The organism is Citrobacter sp. Cf116 (assembly GCF_030336505.1).
Taxonomy (GTDB): Bacteria; Pseudomonadota; Gammaproteobacteria; order Enterobacterales; family Enterobacteriaceae; genus Citrobacter; species Citrobacter freundii.
The window spans coordinates 26,085-48,559 of sequence record NZ_JAOWEQ010000034.1; the positions used below are offsets into that span (position 1 = coordinate 26,085).

Below are 22,475 nucleotides of genomic sequence, written 5' to 3' on the forward strand. Positions count from 1 at the left end.
TTAGATTTATTTTATAACACTATTATTACTGTTGTTTATTATATCCACCTCATTTCAATTTAAATAAAAAACATTAAAATACAATAAGTTAACAAAAAACAAATCATTAAATACGCACCGGAAAGTATCCTTTTCAATTAGCCAAATATATTTTTAATATGGATAAGTTGCAGAATACTTTCTTTCTGACTATATCATCTAATACGAAAGAACTATTCAGTCGGCAGGTCCCGAACGTATTTACTAAGTAAACGAACATCTGCATGACCTAATCAATGTAATTACATGTGTAAATTCATCTTTATGATGAACGGGGCCCCTGTCTGCTCATTTTCCCAGCGCGCTGTTGCGGATTAATACTCCCGACATGCCATCAGGAGTGAACATATGCGTCTACTCGCCGTTGTATCAAAATTAACTGGCGTTTCCACAAATGTTGAATCCTCTGAAGTTACGCTCAGTTCGCCTTCTATCGTGAAACTGTCGGTGTCGCGTGAGGAGGTAAGTCAACTAACACGCGTTAATCAGGATCTGGTTGTCACACTCCGCTCGGGTGAAACCATCACCATTAAAAACTTCTACGTCGGAAAAGGTGATGCGCAAAACCAGCTTGTTCTGGAAGACAGCAATGGCGCGCTGTGGTGGGTTCAGGATACTGATGGAGCGTTCCACTTCCAGCATTTAGACGATCTCACTCCGCTAATGACTGCCGAGGGAAGCCATGAAGGCGGCGCCGTCTGGCCGTGGGTTCTTGGCGGGATCGCGGTTGCTGGCGGAATTGGCCTTGCCGCAGGTGGCGGCGGTGGAGGTGGCGGCGGTGGGAGCGATAACAACGCCGGAAGCGGTAATGGCAACGGTAACGGTAACGGTAACGGTAACGGTAACGGCGATGGTGGTGGAAACGGTAATGGCGATGGCGATGGTGGCGATCCGCCAACGACAACACCTAACGCACCAGATGTGCCGGTTATTACCAGTGTAATCGATGACCAGGAGCTGATTACTGGTCCTGTTAATCAGCAGGAATCCACCAACGATAATACGCCCACTCTCCAGGGTAACGGCCCCGCAAATGCTACATTGCATATTTTTGATAACGGTGTAGAAATCGGCCAGGTCGCTATCGATGCCAACGGCAACTGGTCGTTTACGCCATCCTCTCCACTCGCAGACGGTACCCACAAGTTTACCGTCAGTGCATCAGACGGTACAGGCAGCAGCGGCATGTCAGACAGTTGGGAGATTATTGTCGATACGCTTGCCCCCGACGCCCCTGTGGTCACAGAAGTAACTGACGATTCCGGTTCCATTAAAGGCTTGATCGGTATTAACGGCGTAACCGACGATGCCACGCCAACGCTCACAGGCACTGGCGAAGCCGGTTCTTACATCAGCATTTCTGATAACGGCATTCTGATTGGCATGGTTCCGGTGGATGACAATGGCAACTGGACGTTTACACCGGACACAGCGCTTAGCGACGGTGTTCACAATCTGACGCTGACGCAAACTGACGATGCGGGTAACGTGAGCGCGGAAACGAGCGTACCTACATTCACCGTCGATACTACCCCGCCTGAAGGCGCGGTCATTTCCTCCGTTAATCCGGAAGGCACTGAGGTAACCGGTAGTGCTGAGGCTGGAAGCCTGGTGATGATCATCGGTAGCAATAATCAGGTTCTGGGTTCAATAACGGTCGGCCAAACCGGCAATTTCGTCATCGCGATTTCACCTTCACAGACGCACGGTGAAGCGCTAATCGCGAAGATTCAGGACCAGGCCGGTAACATCGGGCCAGATACCCCATTCAATGCGACGAACTCGGGCTATCCTGGCGTACCGGTTATCGTCAGCGTGATGGATGACTTCTCCCCATCAACCGGGCCATTGAGCAACAATCAGGCCACCAACGATAATACCCCCACGCTCTCTGGCACTGCCGATGCCAACAGCACAGTGACTATTTACGACAACGGCACAATTATCGTCAGCGTACTGGCTGACGGTAACGGTAACTGGACATGGACTTCCAGCTCCCCGTTATCAGATGAGTTACACGCCTTCACCGCCACCGCGACAAACCAGTCAGGTACAGGAGGCATGTCACCAGCGTTCAATATCAACATCGACACCCAACCACCGTCGCCACCTGATGATCTCAACGTATCTGCGGATGGGACTGTCGTCACCGGAACGACCGAGCCAGGCAATACCGTAGTTATCACCAGCAGTAGCGGAACTCAGATCGGCAGCGGAGTCGCCGGGCCGGATGGCTCATTTACCATCACCATTAACCCACCACAGACCAATGGCGAAACCATTGAAGCCATCGCAACCGATCCGGCAGGAAACCCAAGCCTGCCAGAAACTGCGCTTGCACCAGACATTACCGCGCCACAGCCCCCAACAAACCTGCTAGTTAATGGCACTGGAGACCAGGTCACCGGCAAGGCCGAACCCAACAGTACGGTCAATATTCTGGATCCGGATGGCAATATCATTGGAACAGCAACTGCCGATACAAATGGGGATTTCACCGCAACGTTGGTTCCGCCACAAACCAACGGCGAGACCCTTACGGCAAATGCGACCGACACCGCAGGCAACAAGGGCGACGACGCCTCTGTCAACGCACCGGACACCACCGCACCTGATGCGCCGACAGGCGTCACAGTTGCAGGAAATGGTGGAGCGGTTAGCGGTCACGCCGAAGCCGGAAGTACCATCACCGTCAAAGACAGCAACGGGGCTCCTATTGGCGTGGGTCAGGCTGACAGCGGCGGCAATTTCACCGTCCAGATCACCCCGTCGAAAATCAACAATGAAACAGTAAACGTCACCGCAACGGACAGCACTGGTAACGAAAGCCTGCCAACTTCGGCTGTTGCCCCGGATCTCACCGCGCCAAACCAACCCGTTATCATTGCCGTTACTGATGACGTCGCCGATATCACAGGCCCCATCAATAACAATGGGTTAACCAACGACGATAAACCGAAAATTGAGGGCAAAGCTGAGGCCGGTTCTCAGGTCAAAATTTACGATAACGGAACTCTGCTTACGACCATTACCGCTGATATCAACGGTAACTGGAACTATACGCCCACCTCAGCATTGGGCCAGGGGGCACATGTATTTACAGTGACGGCAACCGATGCCGCTAATAACACCAGCGCCGCCGCCAGTTGGAAAATCATTGTCGACAGCATTGCCCCCAGCGTACCAGTTATTACGCTTATCTACGATGACGTTGGCAGCATCACCGGCAACGTCGCGAACAACGGATTCACCAACGACAAAACGCCAACAATCTCAGGAACCGGTGAACCCGGTTCGCTGGTGACGCTGTATGATAATGGTCTGCAAATGGCAGTCTTTTTTATCGACAGAACAGGCACCTGGAGCCATAACGTTACAACCGATGAGGCCCTCGCCGAAGGCACTCACCGTTTTACGGTGACCGCAACGGATGCCGCCGGGAACGTCGTCACTTCCCCCAATCCTGTCATCGTGACCGTTGATACCCAGGCACCCGCAGCGCCCGTTATTGTGAGCGCCACGGACGACGTCGGGAATGCACCAACCGATCTGCCCACCGGTAGCCGTTCAAACGATACCCTGCCGCTGCTGAAGGGAACCGGGACCGTCGACTCCACCATCACTATCTATGATGGCGCCACGCCAATAGGCACCACCACGGTCCTGGCCGGGGGCACCTGGAGTTTCCAGGTCACTCAACCGCTGAGTGAAGGTCCACATGCGCTGTCGGCTATCGCAACCGACGCGGCGGGTAACGCCAGCAGCGCCGGGAACTTCACGCTGACCATCGATACCACCCCACCCGCCGCCCCAGTCATCTCATCGGCGGAAGGCCTGGTTGGCAGCAGCACACAAACGCTGATTAACGGTGGCAGCACGAAAAGCGCCGACCCCACACTGTCGGGAACCGGTGAACCGGGTGCGACTATTACTATTTATGATAATAGCGCCCCGATTGGCAGCGCCCTCGTACAGCCAAATGGGACCTGGACATTTATCCCAGACACTCCGCTTCTGGATGGCCCGCACAAATTCACCGCCACGGCGACTGACGTAGCAGGCAACGTGGGGATCCCATCCGCTGGCTTTACGCTGACGGTGGATAATCTACCACCAGTGAAACCCGAACCACCAACCATCACTGACGACGCCAATCCGATAACGGGGATCGTCACTAACGGTATCACCAACGATACCACGCCAACCTTTAGCGGCACGGGAAGCGCCGGCGATCTGATTACCATTTATCTTAGCGGTACTCCGCCATTGCAAGGTACGGCAACGGTTGGCGCAGACGGCACCTGGAGCTTTACGCCACCCGTCCCTGTCGCCCCAGGCAGTTACCAGATAACCGTCACCGCAACCGATCCGGCTGGCAACGTTAGCCAGCCATCAGTGGCGACTAACCTGGAAATCGACACCACGCCATCAGCGCCGCCAGCCATTACTGCGGTGAGTGATGATGTCGGCGACTTCAAAGGTGATCTCGCCTCCAACGCGGTAACCGACGACACAACCCCGACTATTCGCGGAACCGGCACAGACGGCGATACCATCACCCTGTACAACGGCAGTACGGTGATCGGCACCACCACGGTCGTTGGCGGCGTCTGGAGTATTACTCCCGGAACGGCGCTGGCAAACGGCAGCTACACGCTGACCGCCACCGCCACCGATCCGGCAGGTAATACCAGCGGTAGCTCAAACAGCGTCTCGTTTACGGTTAACACCACAACGCTGACCCAGCCGCAGGTAACGGATATTCAGGATAACGTCGGGATCATTACCGGCTCACTGACCAACAACAGCGTGACGGACGATACCACCCCGACGATAAGCGGGACCGGCACGCCAGGCAGTACCGTGCTCATTTATGAGGTTGGCAATCCTGTTGCAATTGCCACGGCCACCGTTGCCGCGAACGGCACCTGGAGTGTGGATGTTCCTCTGACACCAAATGCCACCCATACGCTAACGTTCGGTGCCAAAGATGCCGCGGGTAACGTGCTGGCGGCAGGCAATCCGGTGATATTGAAGATTGATACGCTGCCTCCCGGCGACCCAATTGTTACTAGCGTTAACCCTGATGGCACACAGGTTAGTGGTACGGCCGAAGAAGGCAGCACCGTCATTATTCGCAGCGGAACAACGGTTCTCGGTCAGGGGATCGCAGACAGTTCAGGAAATTACGTCATCACGATTTCACCAGCGCAAACGGCTGGTCAGGCACTGAATGCCATCGCCCAGGATCCCGCGGGTAACCAGAGCAATCCCACCCCGTTTACCGCTGCCACCTCCAGCGTTCCACATCCGCCAACTCTTGAGATCGTGGATGACGTAGCCCCCGGCATGGGCGAAATCGGCAGCGGTAAAACCACTAACGATACCTTACCGTTGTTGCAAGGAACCGCCACGGCTGGGGCTACAGTGACTATCTATCAAAATGGCGCGTCTATCGCCACGGTCACCGCCGATGCGGTTTCCGGTGCCTGGAGTTATCAGTTGCTCACCCCGCTAACTAACGGCACAACCTATAACTTCGCAGTGTCACAAACCGTCAACTCAATACCCAGCGGGCAGTCACCCAATTATGCCATTACCATCGACACCACCGCGCCGCTGGCACCGCTCATCACCAGCATTATCGATGACGTTTCGCCCGGCAGTGGGCCGCTGGATAAAGGACAAATTACCAATGACTCACGCCCGACCTTAAACGGAACCGGCGAAGCGGGAGCAACCATCACCCTCTACGATAACGGTATCGCTTATGCCACAACCACGGTAAACAGCAACGGATTCTGGAGCTTTACCCCGACAGACGCGCTGGGAGAAGGCAATCACCTCTTTACCGCTCGCGCAACCGATGCTGCTGGCAACCAAGGCGATGCCTCCGCTGATTTTCTGATCATTGTTGATACTTTAATTCCGAATGCCCCCTCCATTGTCACAGTCACAGACAACGTTGGCACCATTCAAAACCTGACATCCGGACAGTCAACCAACGATAACACCCCGACGCTTGCTGGCGTCACTGAAGCGGACTCTGTGGTCACTATTCGCGATAATGGCGCGGTGATCGGCACGACGATCAGCGACGGAAGTGGCAACTGGAGCTTTACGCCAGCTCCTGCGCTCAGTGAAGGCAGCCACTCGCTGACTGCAACCGTCACGGATGGCGCAGGTAACATCAGCCCTGCGACACCACCGTTCACACTGGTCGTCGATACGCTACCGCCCGCTGCCCCGGTCATCACCTCAGTCATTGACGATCAGCCAGGCAATACATCGCTGGCAAACGGGCAACTGACCAACGACGCGCAGCCTACGCTGAACGGCACAGGGGAAGTGGGTGCCATCATCACCATTAAAGATAAAGGTGTCGACATCGGTACTGCGCAAGTAGATGGCTCAGGCAACTGGACCTTTACACCGGGAAGCGCACTGGGCCAGGGTCAGCATGTCTTTACTGCAGTGGCTACTGACCAGGCCGGTAACACCGGGGGAGCCTCTTCATCCTTTACCCTCGAACTGGATTCTATTGCTCCCGTAGCGCCGGTCATCAGTACGGTGCAAGACAACACGGCTCCCACCACCGGGCCGATCGGTAACGGTCAGACGACGAACGAAACCCGCCCGGCACTGAGCGGCAGCGGTGAAGTTGGCGCAACCATCACCGTTCTGAGTGACGGCTTGCCGATTGGCACCACCACCGTCGGCGCTGGCGGCACCTGGAGTTTTACCCCAACGGATGCGCTGGGTAACGGTACGCATACGCTGACCGTCACCGCCACCGACAGCGCGGGCAATACCAGCCCTGCCTCCAACGGCTTTACGCTCACGGTTGATACCGTATCGCCGAACGCACCGCTCATCACTCAGGTCACCGATGATGTCGGCCCGCTGACCGGAAATCTGAACAACGGCCAGGCGACAAACGATGCGCGCCCTACCCTCAGCGGCACGGCAGAGGCCAATTCAACGGTTAAAATTTACGACAACGGCACGCTGATCGATACCGTTTCGGCAGACGGGGGCGGTGCATGGATTTTCACGCCGGGAACAGCGCTGAGCAACGGCAATCACACGCTGACGGTGACAGCAACCGACGCAGCCGGAAACGTTAGCTCAACGTCCGCTGGATTTAACATCGTTGTTGATACTGTTGCCCCGCTTGCGCCAACGATTATCCAGGCTTTTGATGACGTGGCGCCGGGAACCGGAACGCTGTCGAACGGCGCTTACACCAATGATACTCGCCCCGTACTGAACGGCTCGGCGGAAGCCGGTGCCCGGGTAGCCATCTACGATAATGGCACGCTGCTGGCGACGGTGACAGCAGCAATAGATGGCACCTGGGAATATCTGCCTGCCACACTGGGCAACGGCCAGCATGTCTTTACCGCCATTGCCACGGATGCCGCCGGGAACGTCAGCCCCACCTCAAGCGAATTTATTATCAACGTTGACACGATCGCGCCGTCAGCGCCACTCCTGACCTCGGTGGTGGATGACGTCGCAGGCGGTGTGTTCAACGCGGGACTTAGCAACGGGCAACTGACTAACGATGCCCGACCAACGCTCAACGGTACCGCCGAAGCAGGCAGCACCGTCAGCATTTATGACGGCAGCACCCTGTTGGGTACCACGCTGGTGCAAAGCAATAACAGTTGGTCGTTTACCCCAACCACGCCGCTGGCAAATGGATCGCACACCTTTACCGTCACCGCCACCGATGCGGCGGGCAACACCAGCGGCGCAACGGCAGGCTTTAGCGTAGTGGTCGACACCACGGCACCAACGCAGCCTTCAATTAGCAGTATTGTTGATGATGTCGGACCAAACACCGGGGTGATTGGCAATAATCAGCCAACCAACGACGCACGCCCAACGTTAAACGGCACCACGGAAGCCAACGCTCGGGTCGATATTTATGATAACGGCACCTTTGTAACCAGCGTAACGGCGGACGGCAGCGGCAGCTGGAATTACACGCCACCTACGGCGTTGGGTCAGGGGACGCATTCCTTCACCATCACAGCAACAGACACCGCAGGTAATACCAGCGGGCTATCGTCTGCCTCCGCAATTGTGGTCGATACCGTCGCACCGGGTATTCCAACCGGTCTGGCGGTCAACGCCAACGGCACCACGCTGACCGGCGCTGCCGAAGCGAACAGTACGGTGATCATCACCTCCAGCAGCGGAACCGTACTTGGTACCGCAACAGCCAACGCCTCCGGTAATTTCACCTTCACGCTGAGCCCACCGCAAATCAGTGGGCAAACGCTGCTGGTCAGCGCACAGGATGCCGCAGGCAACATCGGCACAGCGGGTAACGTGCTGGCACCGTTTACTGGCGTACCGCCTGCGCCAGTTATTGCCAGCGTGCTCGATGACGTTGGCACTATCATGGGACCCGTCGCTCCCGGTAAAACTACCAATGATACCCTGCCAACGCTTAGCGGAACGGCGCAGGCTAACGCCATCATCAATCTGTACAACAACAGCGTACTCATGGGCAGTACGACCGCAGATAGTAACGGGCTCTGGAACTTTACCCCATCCGGCGCGCTCAGCGAAGGTAACCACGCGTTTACCGCCACGGCAACAAACGCCAACGGCGTAAGCGGGGTGTCCGACTCGTTCAGCGTGATTGTGGATACCACGCCACCGACCGCGCCAACGATACTGATCAGCGCCGATGGCGGTACCATCAGCGGCGTCGCCGAAGCGGGAAGCACGGTTACCATCTCTCTGCCCGGCGGCACCAGCGTGACGGCAATCGCCAACAGCAGCGGTGTATACAGCGTCAACCTGCCGGTTCGCCAGATTGAGGGGCAGTCGCTGTCCGCCACGGCGACCGATGCGGCGGGAAATACCTCATTGCCAACAAGCGCTATCGCGCCGGTATTGCCGCTGCTGGCTGAAGACAATGTCACCAGTCTGCCTCTACAAGCCGATGTCACCGTCAGCACCGAGCATCAAAGCGATTATGGTTTCCTGTTGGTCAATGCGCTGGGAAATGTCGCCAACGTGCTGGGGAACGATACAGCAAGCGTCAATTTCAGCATCGCTTCTGGCGGCAGCGGATCCATTACAATCAATGCCGCAGCGACCGGCGTGGTGCTGTCGCTGTTAAACACGCTTGAAGTCGTCATCCAGCGCTTTGACACCGGGCTGAATGCCTGGGTAACGGTGGTGGATACCGGGAAACCAGACTTTGCCAGCCTGCTCACCCTGGGCGCCTCGGGCGTAACGCTCAATTACAGCGGACTGACTGGCGGGGATTACCGCGTGGTCAGCTACAACACCAACCTACTGGCGACAGGGGCATACACCAGCCTTGATGTCTCGGTGGTAAAAGCCAGCGCAGGGACCATCACCGGTGGTACTACCGAGTCTGGCAATATCATCACCGATACCGATCCCGCCAATGGGCAGGATAACGCCCCTTCCGGCACGCTGGTCACCACCATCACTGACGGTAACGGCAACGTGGTGAACATCCCGGCGGGCGGCATTGATGTGCAGGGTAAATACGGCACCCTGCATATCAATCAGAATGGTAGCTACACCTATACTCTGACCAATACGTCAATCTCAGTGTATGGACGTTCCGAAAGCTTTACCTACACGCTAACGCATGGCAGCGATCACTCCTCGGCAAAACTGGTGGTCACGCTGGGTCAGGCCCCAACCACCAGCACGGTAACTGCGGCAGACGATGTGGCTGCGCTGACTTACGGGACGCAGGTCATCGCAGTCGACAACCATCCATCACAACAAACCGGCTTCACGCTCGCCAGCGTTGGTTTGGGACAATTGTTGGATGTTAGCCTGGTCAACGGTTTGACCAACCCGATTAAATTCAACGTTGATGACGGCGCGACGCGAACGATCACGGTTCAGGCCAACGTACTTGGCGTAACGCTGGGCGGCTTTGATCTCTATGTCTACCGCTTCAACGAGTCTATTCAGCAGTATGAGCAGTACCGGGTACAGCCGAACTGGGTCACCGCCCTGCTGGGCGGCAGCTCACCGGCGTATACCATTACACTGCCGGGCGGTGACTATCTGTTCCTGCTTAACGCTTCCGGCGGCCTGACGCTGTTAACCAGCTATACCCTGAATATTCAGGCCGATCACACCTACGCCGTCGACAGCCTGAGTGCAGCAACCAATGGAAATCTGCTGGCCAACGACTCGGCTCCGGCTAATACCGTTATCACCGAAGTTAACGGTGTCACCGTTAACACAACAGGCACTACCACCATTAACGGACAGTACGGCACACTGACTATTGATGCGAAAGGGAACTATACCTACACGCTGAGAAGCGGACTGGGCGCAGACGGTATCAATACGCCGGATAGCTTCGTGTATAAGGTCAAAGCACCAAACGGCGATACCGGTAGCGCGTCGCTGAACATTACGGCAACCCCACAGGCGCTGGATGCCGTAAACGACATCAGCAGCCAGATGGCGGTCACCACCCAGGCCGATACATCCAGGTCGTTTACCGACAACAGCGTTGGCAACGCCAGCTGGAGCGCCCAACTCCTTTCACCCACCTCACAAAATGGTACTGGCGTCATTGAAGTCGCGACGGGAACGGCGGTGCAAAACGCCATACTGCATTTTAACGTCGCTTCAGGTCTGACGCTGGGCGGACTGACCGTCACCTGGGCGCTGTATGACAGCAACAACGTCAAGATTGCCGGTAACTCATTCAATGGCGGATTGCTGATTGGCGGCAATATTGATATTGCCCTCAGCGGGGTAGTACTGCACCCCGGCAACTATCGCCTCGACTATACCGGCAGCGTCGGGGCTCTGGGGCTGGGGAATATCACCATCACCCCCAGCGTGAAAGGCACGATAATCGACCTGCAAAACTTCGAGACTTCCACAGCGAATAGCGTCACCGGCAATATTTATGACGGAGACCATATTGCCAGCGTGCATACCTTGCTAACGGTGAATGGCACGGGCGGCAGCGCCGCCACGCTGGATCCGCTGAGCAGCACGACCAGCGCCATCATTAACGGGTTGTACGGCAAACTGACCATTGGCATTGATGGTCAATACACCTATGCCCTCAACAGCGATGTCTCGCTCTCCACCATCGTCACCAAAGAGACATTTACCTACACCCTTAACGACCTGAATGGCCATACCGATACCGCTACGCTGACCATCAATATGAATCCGCAAGTGGTGAGTACCGTCGATGCCAATCGCCTGACTGGCAGCGCCTACGGCGATACGCTGATTTATCACCTGCTCAATGCCAACGACGCTACCGGCGGTAACGGAACAGCGGACACCTGGACCAACTTCTCGCTGGCCCAGGGTGACAAAATCGATATCGGTGACCTGCTGGTGGGCTGGAACGGGCAGAACGCGACGCTCGGTAACTACCTCACCGTTACCACCAGCGGTAACAACACGGTTATTGCCATCGACCGTGACGGTACGGGCAACACTTATCACTCAACCAATCTCATCACGCTGGAGAACGTACACACCACGCTCGACGAGCTGGTGCAACAAAATCACATTGTGCCCTGAAGTGAACATATAGCGTTAAAGCGCCATAACTACAGCCCCGGATGCGATGACATCCGGGGCAATAACAGTCGTCGCTGCCGTATTTTGTAAGGGATAATCTATGAGAAATGTCGCGCCTGTTGCCCTACTGCTGGCATTAACGCTCTGTACCCTGCGGGTGAATGCCGAAGATGAACCGCAAATTATTACGCCGGAAGGACTGGCCACTAGCCAGATGCTTCCCTCGCTGGACGGCGCGGTTGCCGATCTGCCGCTAAGTGCCGCCGCTCCCGGTAGCCTGACGCTCAACGACGCGGTGAGTCGTGCCGTGAGCTGGCATCCTTCTATTCGTGAATCCATCGGCAAACTGCTCTCGCAAAACGAGCAAATCGACGTGGCGAAGTCAAAATATTACCCGCAGGTTTCTGCCGGAATGAACAACGGTTACAGCAATACCTACACCGACCACGGCTTTAGCCCGGCGCTGGTGATTTCGGTATCGCAAATGCTGTACGACTTCGGCAAAGTGGCAAGCCAGGTCCGCGCCGAGACCGCCGGAGCCGCGCAACAGCAGGCGAATGTGTTACTCAGTATTGATACCATCGCCCACGCCACCGCCAACGCAATAGTCCAGGCGCAGACGTGGCAGCAAATGGTGGACGCCGCCGAAGAGCAGCTCACCGCCTTAAACGGCATTGGTCGACTGACCCGTCAACGCAATGATGAAGGGGCAACCTCGCTGTCAGACGTGGTGCAAACCGATGCGCGTATCGAGTCTGCACGTTCTCAGTTGGCGCAGTATCAGGCCAATCTCGACAGCAGCAAGGCAACGCTGATGAGCTTCCTCGGCTGGAACTCGCTTAACGGCATCAGCAATGAATTCCCGGTCAAACTGGACAGCAGTTGTGATGTGGTCAAACCGGACGATAAACTGGTTCCCGCGGTCCTGGCGGCCTGGGCGCAGGCGAATGTAGCGCAGGCAAATCTCGACTACGCCAACGCGCAGATGACGCCCACCATCTCTCTGGAACCGTCGGTTCAGCACTATCTCAACGACAAATACCCCAGCCATGAGGTACTCGACAAAACCCAGTATTCTGCATGGGTAAAAGTTGAAATGCCGCTGTATCAGGGGGGCGGACTCACCGCCAGACGCAACGCCGCCAGCCATGCGGTAGAATCTGCACAATACTCCATCCAGCGCACCCGACTCGAAGTACGGCAGAAATTACTGGAGTCCCGCAGCCAGGCGATGAGCCTCGCCACCGCCCTGCAGATTCTGCGTCGCCAACAGCGGCTGAGCGAACAAACGCGCGAGCTTTATCAACAGCAATATCTGGACCTTGGCTCGCGCCCACTGCTCGACGTGCTTAACGCCGAGCAAGAGGTGTATCAGGCCCGTTTTGCTGAACTCCAGACTCAAAACCAGCTGCGCCAGCTCCAGTTGAACTGTCTCTATAACACCGGCTCGCTTCGCCAGGCGTTCGCCTTAAATAATCGCAGCATTCAATCGGTGGAGATCAAGCTATGAGCGACCTCGATTCACATGCGGATGATGTAATTGGCGAACACGCCCTGAGCCAGTGGGCGCAGGCGATGACGCATATTGCCAATCACTATCGCGTGGCCTGTTCTCCTGGCGCAATCCAGGCCAACGCCCCATGGTTTGCGGGAAAAAGCCGGGCCACGGCCCTGTCGCAACTGGCGCGTCAGGCGGGACTGTCATTTCATGCGCTGAATACCGCCGCGCAGGCGTTCGGTCAATGGCGCCTGCCGATGGTGGCGGAACTGCGCGACGGCCAACTGATGGTAATAGAACATTTCAACGGCGAAGGTACGTTAGATGTTTTCATCATCGCCGAAGAAGGCCAGCGTAACAGGTTAACGATAGCAGAACTTCTGCCGGAGATCGTGAGCATTACCTCGCTGCGCCCACTGTCGGCGCTGAAGGACAGTCGGGTAGACCGCTATATTTCTCGCTTCAAGCCCGACTGGATGCGCGAACTGGTGTTAAAGGACATCCGCCCTTACCTGCCGGTCATGATTGCCGCCTTTCTGATTAACGTCCTGTCGCTCGCCGGGATTATCTTTTCCATGCAGGTCTATGACCGGGTGATCCCCGCCCAGTCTTATCCAACGCTGTATGTTCTCTCTACCGGTGTTCTGGTGGCGGTGCTGTTTGGCTTTTTGCTGCGCGAAGCGCGTACCCACATAATGGATCTGCTCGGCAAACGCGCCGATATGCGCATTTCCGATCGCGTGTTTAGCCACGCATTGCGGCTGCGCAACAGCGCCGTCCCCCGCTCGACGGGGAGCTTTATTTCTCAACTGCGCGAGCTGGAACAAGTTCGCGAGATGATCACCTCCTCAACCATGTCGACCATTGTCGATCTGCCGTTTTTCTTTCTGTTTATCGTGGTGCTGGCCTGTATTGCCCCACCATTGGCGTGGATAGCCCCCGTCGCGGCCCTGTTGATGATACTGCCTGGCTTGCTGTTACAGAAGAAGCTGGCGGTGCTCGCCAACCAGGCTGCCCATGAATCCACCCTGCGCAACGCGGTGCTGGTCGAAAGCGTCCAGGGGCTGGAAGACATCAAGCTGATGCAGGCGGAAAACCGCTTTTTACAGCAGTGGAACAGCTATATCCGTATTACCGGAGAGTCAGGGCTACGCACGCGTAAGCTGACTCAAGGGCTGATTGGCTGGGGCATGTCGGTACAAAGCCTGGTCTACGCCGCCATCATTATGTTTGGCGCGCCGATGGTCATTGAAGGCACGATGACCACCGGCGCCGTGGTGGCGGCTTCAATGCTCGGTTCCAGAATGATTGCCCCGATGGCTAATCTGTGCGGCGTGCTGGCCCGCTGGCAACAGGTTAAGGCGGCGAAGATGGGATTAGACAGCATCATGCAGCTTCCCACCGAAACGCAGTACGACGAAGACCGGGTGCATCAGGAGATTTTTCACGGCCATTATCTTTTTGAAAACGCACACTTTCGCTACCACAGCGACGATCAGCGCGTTCCACTGCGGATCACGCGTCTGGAGGTCATGCCCGGCGAACGGGTGGCGATCCTCGGGCGTAACGGTGCCGGAAAATCAACGCTGCTACAGGCCATGGCGGGTGGTGTGGAGATTATCCAGGGCGATGTCCGGCTCGATAACCTGAGTCTGGCGCAAATTGATATGGCCGATTTACGCCGCAATATCGGTTTTCTCAGCCAGAATGCGCGACTGTTTTTCGGCACCCTACGCGAGAACCTGACCCTCGGCGCACCGCACGCCAGCGACGCGCAGATCTTCGAAGCGCTGGAGGTCAGCGGCGCGGCTGCTTTCGTTAAACAGCTCGCCAAAGGGCTGGCGCATCCCATTATGGAAGGCGGCAACGGTTTGTCCGGTGGACAACGGCAGTCGATCCTGCTGGCTAGAATGCTGCTGCGATCGCCCAATATCGTGCTGCTCGATGAACCCAGCGCCTCGCTGGATGAACATACCGAGCGGGAATTTATTCAGCGCCTCAACCAGTGGTTGGGTAACCGCACATTGATTGTCGCCACCCATCGCGTACCGGTTCTGGAACTGGTCGAGCGCGTGGTGGTGTTGAAAGAAGGTCAACTGGTCATGGATGCCCCGAAAGCGCAGGCGTTGAATGCGAGCCGGGCACCTGCCCCAACTCACGGTCGGGAGTGGAAAAATGAAAACCAATCCGCATGATGCCGCCATGGACGACCTCGATATCCGCCGCGAGCACCGTTTTTCCGGGGCCAGCCGCATTATTCTGCTCAGCACGCTGCTGTTTGCCGTCCTGGGTATCTGGGCATATTTCGGCAAGCTGGATGAAGTCTCAACCGGCAGCGGGAAAGTGATCCCCAGCTCGCGTGAACAAGTCTTGCAATCACTGGATGGCGGTATTCTCGCCGAACTGACGGTCCGTGAGGGAGATAAAGTCCAGGCTAATCAAATTGTTGCTCGCCTCGACCCCACCCGTTCAGAGTCCAACGTTGGGGAGAGCGCCGCCCGTTATCGCGCCTCACTGGCCTCCAGCGCAAGGCTCAATGCCGAAGTTAACGATCTGCCGCTGGTCTTTCCCGATTCACTGCGCGCCTGGCCGGATCTCATCGCCTCCGAAACTCGCCTGTATAAAAGCCGCCGCGCACAGCTTGCGGATTCAATGGCGGAACTGCAGGATGCGCTGGTCTCGGTAAATAAAGAATTGGCCATTACTCAGCGACTGGAGAAAAGCGGTGCCGCCAGCCACGTAGAAGTGCTGCGCCTGCAACGCCAAAAAAGCGATCTGGGATTAAAAATCACCGACCTGCGCTCGCAATATTTCGTGCAGGCGCGGGAAGCGCTGTCAAAAGCCAACGCCGAAGTGGATATGCTGGCGGCTATTTTAAAAGGACGCGAGGATTCCGTCACCCGCCTGACCGTACGCGCGCCGATGCGTGGTATTGTGAAAAATATCCAGGTCACCACCATTGGCGGCGTTATTCCGCCCAACGGCGAGATGATGGAGATTGTGCCGCTGGACGATCATCTGCTGATCGAAACCCGCCTGTCGCCGCGTGATATCGCGTTCATCCATCCTGGCCAGCGGGCGCTGGTGAAGATAACCGCCTATGACTACGCCATTTACGGCGGTCTGGAAGGCGTAGTCGAAACCATCTCACCGGACACCATTCAGGATAAAGTGAAACCGGAAATCTTCTATTACCGCGTGTTTATCCGCACCCATCAGGACTTCTTACAGAACAAACTGGGACGCCATTTCTCCATCGTACCGGGCATGATTGCCACAGTGGATATAAAAACAGGTGAAAAAACCATCGTCGACTATTTAATCAAACCGTTTAATCGCGCAAAAGAAGCGCTGCGTGAGCGCTAAATCCTTGAGGATTAGGGGTTGCGGGGGCTGGTCACGCGTGTCACAAGTCTGTTATACTTGTCCTAACACATTGGGGCTGATTCTGGATTCGACGGGATTCGCGAAACCCAAGGTGCATGCCGAGGGGCGGTTGGCCTCGTAAAAAGCCGCAAAAAAATAGTCGCAAACGACGAAAACTACGCTTTAGCAGCTTAATAACCTGCTCTGAGCCCTCTCTCCCTAGCTTCCGCTCTTAAGACGGGGATCAAAGAGAGGTCAAACCCAAAAGAGATCGCGTGGATGCCCTGCCTGGGGTTGAAGCGTTAAATCTAATCAGGCTAGTCTGGTAGTGGCGTGTCTGTCCGCAGGTGCCAGGCGAATGTAAAGACTGACTAAGCATGTAGTACCGAGGATGTAGGAATTTCGGACGCGGGTTCAACTCCCGCCAGCTCCACCAAATATTGATGTACCGAAGTTCAGTAAAGTCTACTAAGCCCGCACAGCACAAGCTCTGCGGGCTTTTTTACGTCCATTGTCGTCTAGTGAGAATTGCTGAGAACCACGAGTTATGGCACCCTAAATGGGACCCAAGACAAAGGGTCCAAAAATCGAGGGTCCCAAAATGGCAAAGATCGCGAAGAAACTCACCGACACTGAAATCAAAAACACCAAGCCAGCAGACAAAGAAATCAACTTGTTTGACGGTGATGGCTTGATTCTACGAATCTCTCCCCTCTCAACAGGTGGGAAAAAGAATTGGTATTTCAGGTATTCAGTACCAGTGAGCAAGAAAAGAACCAAGATGAGCCTTGGGACCTACCCTCACCTTACCCTGGCAAGAGCAAGAGCCTTACGTGATGAATACCTCTCCTTGCTTGCCAATGGCACGGACCCTCAAGTCCATAACAACGATAAAGCTAATGCATTAAAGAATGCCACAGAACACACATTACAAGCCGTGGCGAGAAAATGGTTGGATGAGAAGGTAAAGACCTCTGGCATCTCACAAGACCATGCAGAAGACATCTGGCGGAGCCTTGAACGAAATATTTTCCCCGGTCTGGGTAATGTGCCAATCAATGAGATCCGTCCCAAGCTCTTAAAACAGCATCTTGATCCAATTGAACAACGGGGAGTACTGGAAACCTTGCGGCGGCTAATTTCCAGGTTGAATGAAATCTTCCGTTGGGCGGCTACAGAAGAGCTGATTGAATTTAACCCCGCAGATAATCTAGGCCAACGTTTCAGTAAGCCTAAAAAACAGAATATGCCTGCCTTACCCCCCTCTGAACTCCCTCGTTTTCTGGCAGCACTGAACAATGCTTCTGTCCGTTTAGAAACAAGACTACTGATTGAATGGCAACTTCTCACATGGGTTCGCCCTGGTGAAGCTGTCCGCGCAAGATGGTCTGATATAGATATGGATAACAGCATGTGGAACATCCCAGCTGAATTTATGAAGATGAAAAAACCTCATAAGGTCCCATTAAGCAAACAATCTCTTCGGATACTCAAGTCTATGGAATCAATCAGTGGGCACCGCGAGTGGGTATTTCCCAGCATAAAGGCTCCCTTAAATCATATGCATGAACAAACAGCCAATGCAGCAATTATCCGTATGGGCTTGGGAGGTGAACTTGTTGCCCACGGGATGCGATCTATTGCAAGAACGGCAGCGGAAGAGTCAGGTAAGTTCAGGACAGATGCCCTTGAAGCGGCCCTTGCCCACTCAAAAAAAGACGAAATTATCGCTGCATATAATCGTGCGGAATATATTACCGAACGAGTAGCTCTCATGCAGTGGTGGGGAGATTATGTCCTGGCGCAACAGCTTAAAATTTTTGCTGCTTAAAGGGACGAAAGGCTACTAATCAGTAGCCTTTCCAGTATCCCCATACATGGGGCAAATAACAAACTGTACATAGTACAGGATACATATCAGCAAAAACACTTGATGACATACATTATTAATAAATCATTTTTAAATAATGTCAACGTCTGTGATGTGATTTATTTCTATAATTAATGTTAGATCTGGCAATGCCATTATACTTTTAAAAAAAATAAAATCCATACTATCCCCCCCCGTTACTTATAATCAAATGAAAATATAACTTATCCTAATCCTGTCAAATAAAATTTATTTTTCACTTACAAATAATCAGCCTTTAAAAAAAATAACTAATACAAATTCAATACACAATAATAATTTCACACCTATACATTTACCATTCACTGTTATAGCCCATTATAATCTTGAGCTAAAGAAATGTATTACCGGGTTTCACTTGCACAATCGAAGATGTATATTAGAAGCACTACCTGCGCTGCAAGAGAAGCCTTTAAAATCAATACAAGCGAAGCATTTAAACAACCTTTTCATATAACTTCCTTTAAGCTACCGAAGCGATGCATTCGGAGCTTCTCCTGAACTGCAAGAGAAGCTTTAAAATCAATGCAAGCGAAGCTGTATATATTTACATAAGAATATCCGTTACTACGTTTTTTATTATTATAACTAAAGCAAGGGCTAACTCTGCGAAGCCGCTGCGCTTGCTTCTTCGAGTTCCCCTTGCTTTTCTTCCCTTCGGTTAGAAAAGAAAGAAAACCTCTGCCAACCTTGCATATCAATAATTATACTCAGGAAAATATCATACATACTTCTCTTAAGCATTTCTTCCAAAAATAAACCTCTCACTTTACAAACAACTTGACACATCATTTTAGCTTGACATCCTATTCGTTTAGAATATTAACACCCGATGAATTTTAATGACCAAGTAAAAACTTTCACCATGACAAAAAATTTAATAACTAAACGTGATGTAAGTACATTAAGACAGTTTTTTGATTACAAAGTTTTGTATCTTTTGCTTTATCTTCCTGTAAATATGCAAGAAGAGGATAGAGTGAAGGGTACAGAAAATTCTCACAGTTATGTAGTATGGAACTCACTTGGTGTTAGTCCGAGTAATAGAAATTCACCCAGACAAACATTAACAACTATACAGCAATTATGCCTATGACCGTGACTTCATTGAGGGCCAACGACTGACATCAACAACCCTGTTACAAAGCACTTACTCCATGAGTCATTGCACTTGCTGAGCTAAACAAACACACTAAAACCAGACAATAATTAATCGCTGTATAAGCTCGTAACAAGCGGAACTTTAAGGCAAAATAGGGCCATCGTCCCCCTTCACAAGGTTACGCTAATGGCCAGAAAACCTAAAGAAATCAAAACAGACCCGTTAGAGGTCATCCTGTGGAAAGCAGCTGACAAGCTACGTAAGAACATTGATGCAGCCGAGTACAAGCATGTCGTGCTGGGCCTGATTTTCCTTAAGTATATTTCTGATTCTTTTGAATCTCATTATGAGTTGCTGAAGGCTGGTGAAGGCGAGTTCACAGGCGCTGACCCGGAAGATAAAGACGAGTACACTGCTTACAACATTTTCTTTGTCCCTGAGCTTGCACGCTGGAACTATCTAATATCTAAGGCCAAGCTACCCGAAATCGGTAAGCTGGTTGATGATGCTATGGAGCTTATCGAAGCGGGTAACCCACAGCTAAAAGGTGTGTTGCCGAAAGTCTACGCTCGCCAGAACCTCGACGCCACTGTACTGGGTGAACTGATAGATCTGATTGGCAACATTGCACTGGGAGATGCCAAAGCGCGTTCTGCTGATGTATTAGGCCACGTATTCGAATACTTCCTTGGTGAATTTGCACTGGCAGAAGGCAAACAGGGCGGTCAGTTCTATACGCCAAAATCCATCGTAAGCCTGCTGGTTACCATGCTGGAACCCTATAAAGGCCGAGTCTTTGACCCTTGCTGCGGTTCCGGTGGTATGTTCGTTCAGTCAGAAAAATTTGTTGAAGCGCATCAGGGAAATATTGACGATATTTCGATTTACGGTCAGGAATCCAACCAGACCACCTGGCGTCTGGCAAAAATGAACCTGGCAATTCGTGGCATTAACTCCGAACACGTTCGCTGGAATAATGAAGGTTCATTCCTTAACGATGCTCATAAAGATTTAAAATCTGATTTTATCATTGCTAACCCACCGTTTAACGTTTCCGACTGGTCCGGTGAGCAGCTTCGTGGTGATGCCCGCTGGCAATATGGCATTCCACCTGCTGGCAACGCTAACTTTGCATGGATGCAACATTTTTTGTATCACTTGTCTCCTAAAGGGCAAGCGGGTGTTGTTCTGGCAAAAGGGGCATTAACTTCTAAAAGCTCTGGTGAAGGTGATATTCGTGCTGCACTGGTAAAAGATGCCAATGTGATTGACTGTATCGTCAACTTACCGGCAAAGCTGTTCCTGAATACTCAGATCCCTGCTGCATTATGGTTTATGCGCCGTGACCGTCATAACAGCAACCAGTATCGTGATCGCAGTAAAGAAATTCTGTTTATCGATGCCCGTAATCTTGGTCATTTGATTAATCGTCGTACCAAAGTGCTTTCTGACGACGATATTAAAACCATCGCAGACACCTACCATAACTGGCGTAACAAAGGTGGCGACTATGAAGATGTGGCGGGTTTCTGTGCGTCCGTAGACATTGATGAAGTGGCTAAACTCGATTATGTGCTGACTCCTGGCCGTTATGTTGGCCTTGCTGACGAAGAAGACGATTTTGACTTTAAAGAACGCTTTACGGCTCTTAAAGCCGAGTTTGAAGCACAACTGGAAGAAGAAACACGCTTGAATAAGGCTATCGCTGATAATCTTGCGAAGGTAATATTATGAGTGAGTGGGAATTTTTACAAATTAAAGATCTGGTAAGTGATGGTAGCCTTGAAAAACCACTAGATGGTAATCATGGCGGCATACACCCAAAGGGTGCAGACTTCGTATCGTCTGGAATTCCTTTCGTTATGGCTTCAGATATAAACAATAGCCAAATCGATTTGGTTGGATGTAAGTTTATATCCAAACAACAAGCATTGTCTCTACGTAAAGGATTCGCAAAAACAGGGGATGTTCTATTAACACATAAAGCAACATTAGGCCGGACAGCTATCGTTCCGCCATTAAAAACCGACTTTATAATGTTAACACCACAAGTTACTTATTATAGAGTAAAAGACAAGAACAGAATAAATAATCATTATTTAAAATATTATTTTGACACCCCTGATTTCCAACAAACTCTTGCTAATCATGGAGATGCTGGTTCGACAAGAGCTTACATAGGTATAACTGCTCAACATGATCTACCAGTTATTCTTCCTCCAATAAATGAGCAAAAAGCCATCGCGTCTGTGCTGTCCTCTCTTGATGACAAAATAGACCTGCTTCATCGCCAAAATAAAACGCTGGAATCTATGGCTGAAACACTGTTTAGGCAATGGTTTGATGTGGATAGCAATGATGAATGGCAAGAAAAAAATGTCCTAGATATATTCACATTAGTTGGAGGTGGAACGCCAAAAACTTCAGTTGCTGAATATTGGACCGATGAGATACCTTGGATTTCCGGAGGAGATATTTCAGCAGCTCATCAAGGCTATCTGTATAGCACAGAAAAGTCTATAAGCTTAGCGGGACTTCAAAACAGTTCAGCTAAATTGCTGCCTAAAAACTCAACCGTTATAAGTGCTCGTGGTACAGTGGGAAAGTACGCTCTTTTAGCAAGAGATATGGCTTTTAGTCAATCCAATTATGGCATTGTTTCAAAAATTGGAAGCTATCCTTTCTTCATATATCTTCTGGTTGGATTTATTGTCGATGATTTGCTGACAGCGGCTTATGGCAGCGTATTTGACACTATTACGACAAGAACTTTCGAGTCTGTAAACTTGAAGTTTCCTTCTTTAAATTCAATTGAGAAATTTAATGAAGAAATATCTCCGATATTTAGTAAGAAAGAGACGAACACTCAGCAAATTAAAACACTAGAAAATCTCCGCGATACCTTACTTCCCAAACTGATGAGCGGTGAAGTACGGGTTCAGTATGCAGAAGAAGCAATCGCATCAGTAGCATAAAATAATTATGCG

Annotated in this window: 7 protein-coding genes and 1 other RNA gene; all 8 read left to right on the plus strand. The window is 52.5% G+C overall.

The features are described from left to right. Positions 1-387: 387 nt before the first annotated feature. On the plus strand, positions 388-11,613 hold the full coding sequence (locus OGV74_RS05730) for a BapA/Bap/LapF family large adhesin (protein ID WP_286520471.1): 11,226 nt from the start codon (positions 388-390) through the stop codon (positions 11,611-11,613). Positions 11,614-11,713: 100 nt separating this feature from the next. Continuing rightward, positions 11,714-13,123 carry a TolC family outer membrane protein gene (locus tag OGV74_RS05735; RefSeq protein ID WP_086504441.1) on the plus strand — a complete coding sequence of 470 codons (1,410 nt, stop codon included), beginning with the start codon at positions 11,714-11,716 and terminating at the stop codon, positions 13,121-13,123. Continuing rightward, entirely contained in the window at positions 13,120-15,306 is a 2,187-nt protein-coding gene (locus OGV74_RS05740) for a type I secretion system permease/ATPase (RefSeq protein ID WP_286520473.1), read from the plus strand. Before OGV74_RS05735 ends, OGV74_RS05740 begins: the two co-directional genes overlap by 4 nt. Before the next feature lie 7 nt (positions 15,307-15,313). After that, positions 15,314-16,477: a beta-barrel domain-containing protein gene (locus tag OGV74_RS05745; RefSeq protein WP_085951585.1), complete on the plus strand. Its 1,164-nt coding sequence runs from the start codon at positions 15,314-15,316 to the stop codon at positions 16,475-16,477. A 72-nt stretch (positions 16,478-16,549) separates the two neighbouring features. Then, positions 16,550-16,913, plus strand: a transfer-messenger RNA (tmRNA) gene (ssrA, locus tag OGV74_RS05750). A gap of 165 nt (positions 16,914-17,078) precedes the next feature. Further along, positions 17,079-18,308, plus strand: a complete 1,230-nt coding sequence (locus OGV74_RS05755) for an integrase arm-type DNA-binding domain-containing protein (RefSeq protein ID WP_174592890.1) — start codon at positions 17,079-17,081, stop codon at positions 18,306-18,308. Positions 18,309-19,674: 1,366 nt separating this feature from the next. Next, positions 19,675-21,222, plus strand: a complete 1,548-nt coding sequence (locus tag OGV74_RS05760) for a type I restriction-modification system subunit M (RefSeq protein ID WP_286520480.1) — start codon at positions 19,675-19,677, stop codon at positions 21,220-21,222. Then, positions 21,219-22,463: a restriction endonuclease subunit S gene (locus tag OGV74_RS05765; protein WP_286520482.1), complete on the plus strand. Its 1,245-nt coding sequence runs from the start codon at positions 21,219-21,221 to the stop codon at positions 22,461-22,463. The genes OGV74_RS05760 and OGV74_RS05765 overlap by 4 nt, the downstream gene beginning before the upstream one ends. Positions 22,464-22,475 lie beyond the last annotated feature (12 nt).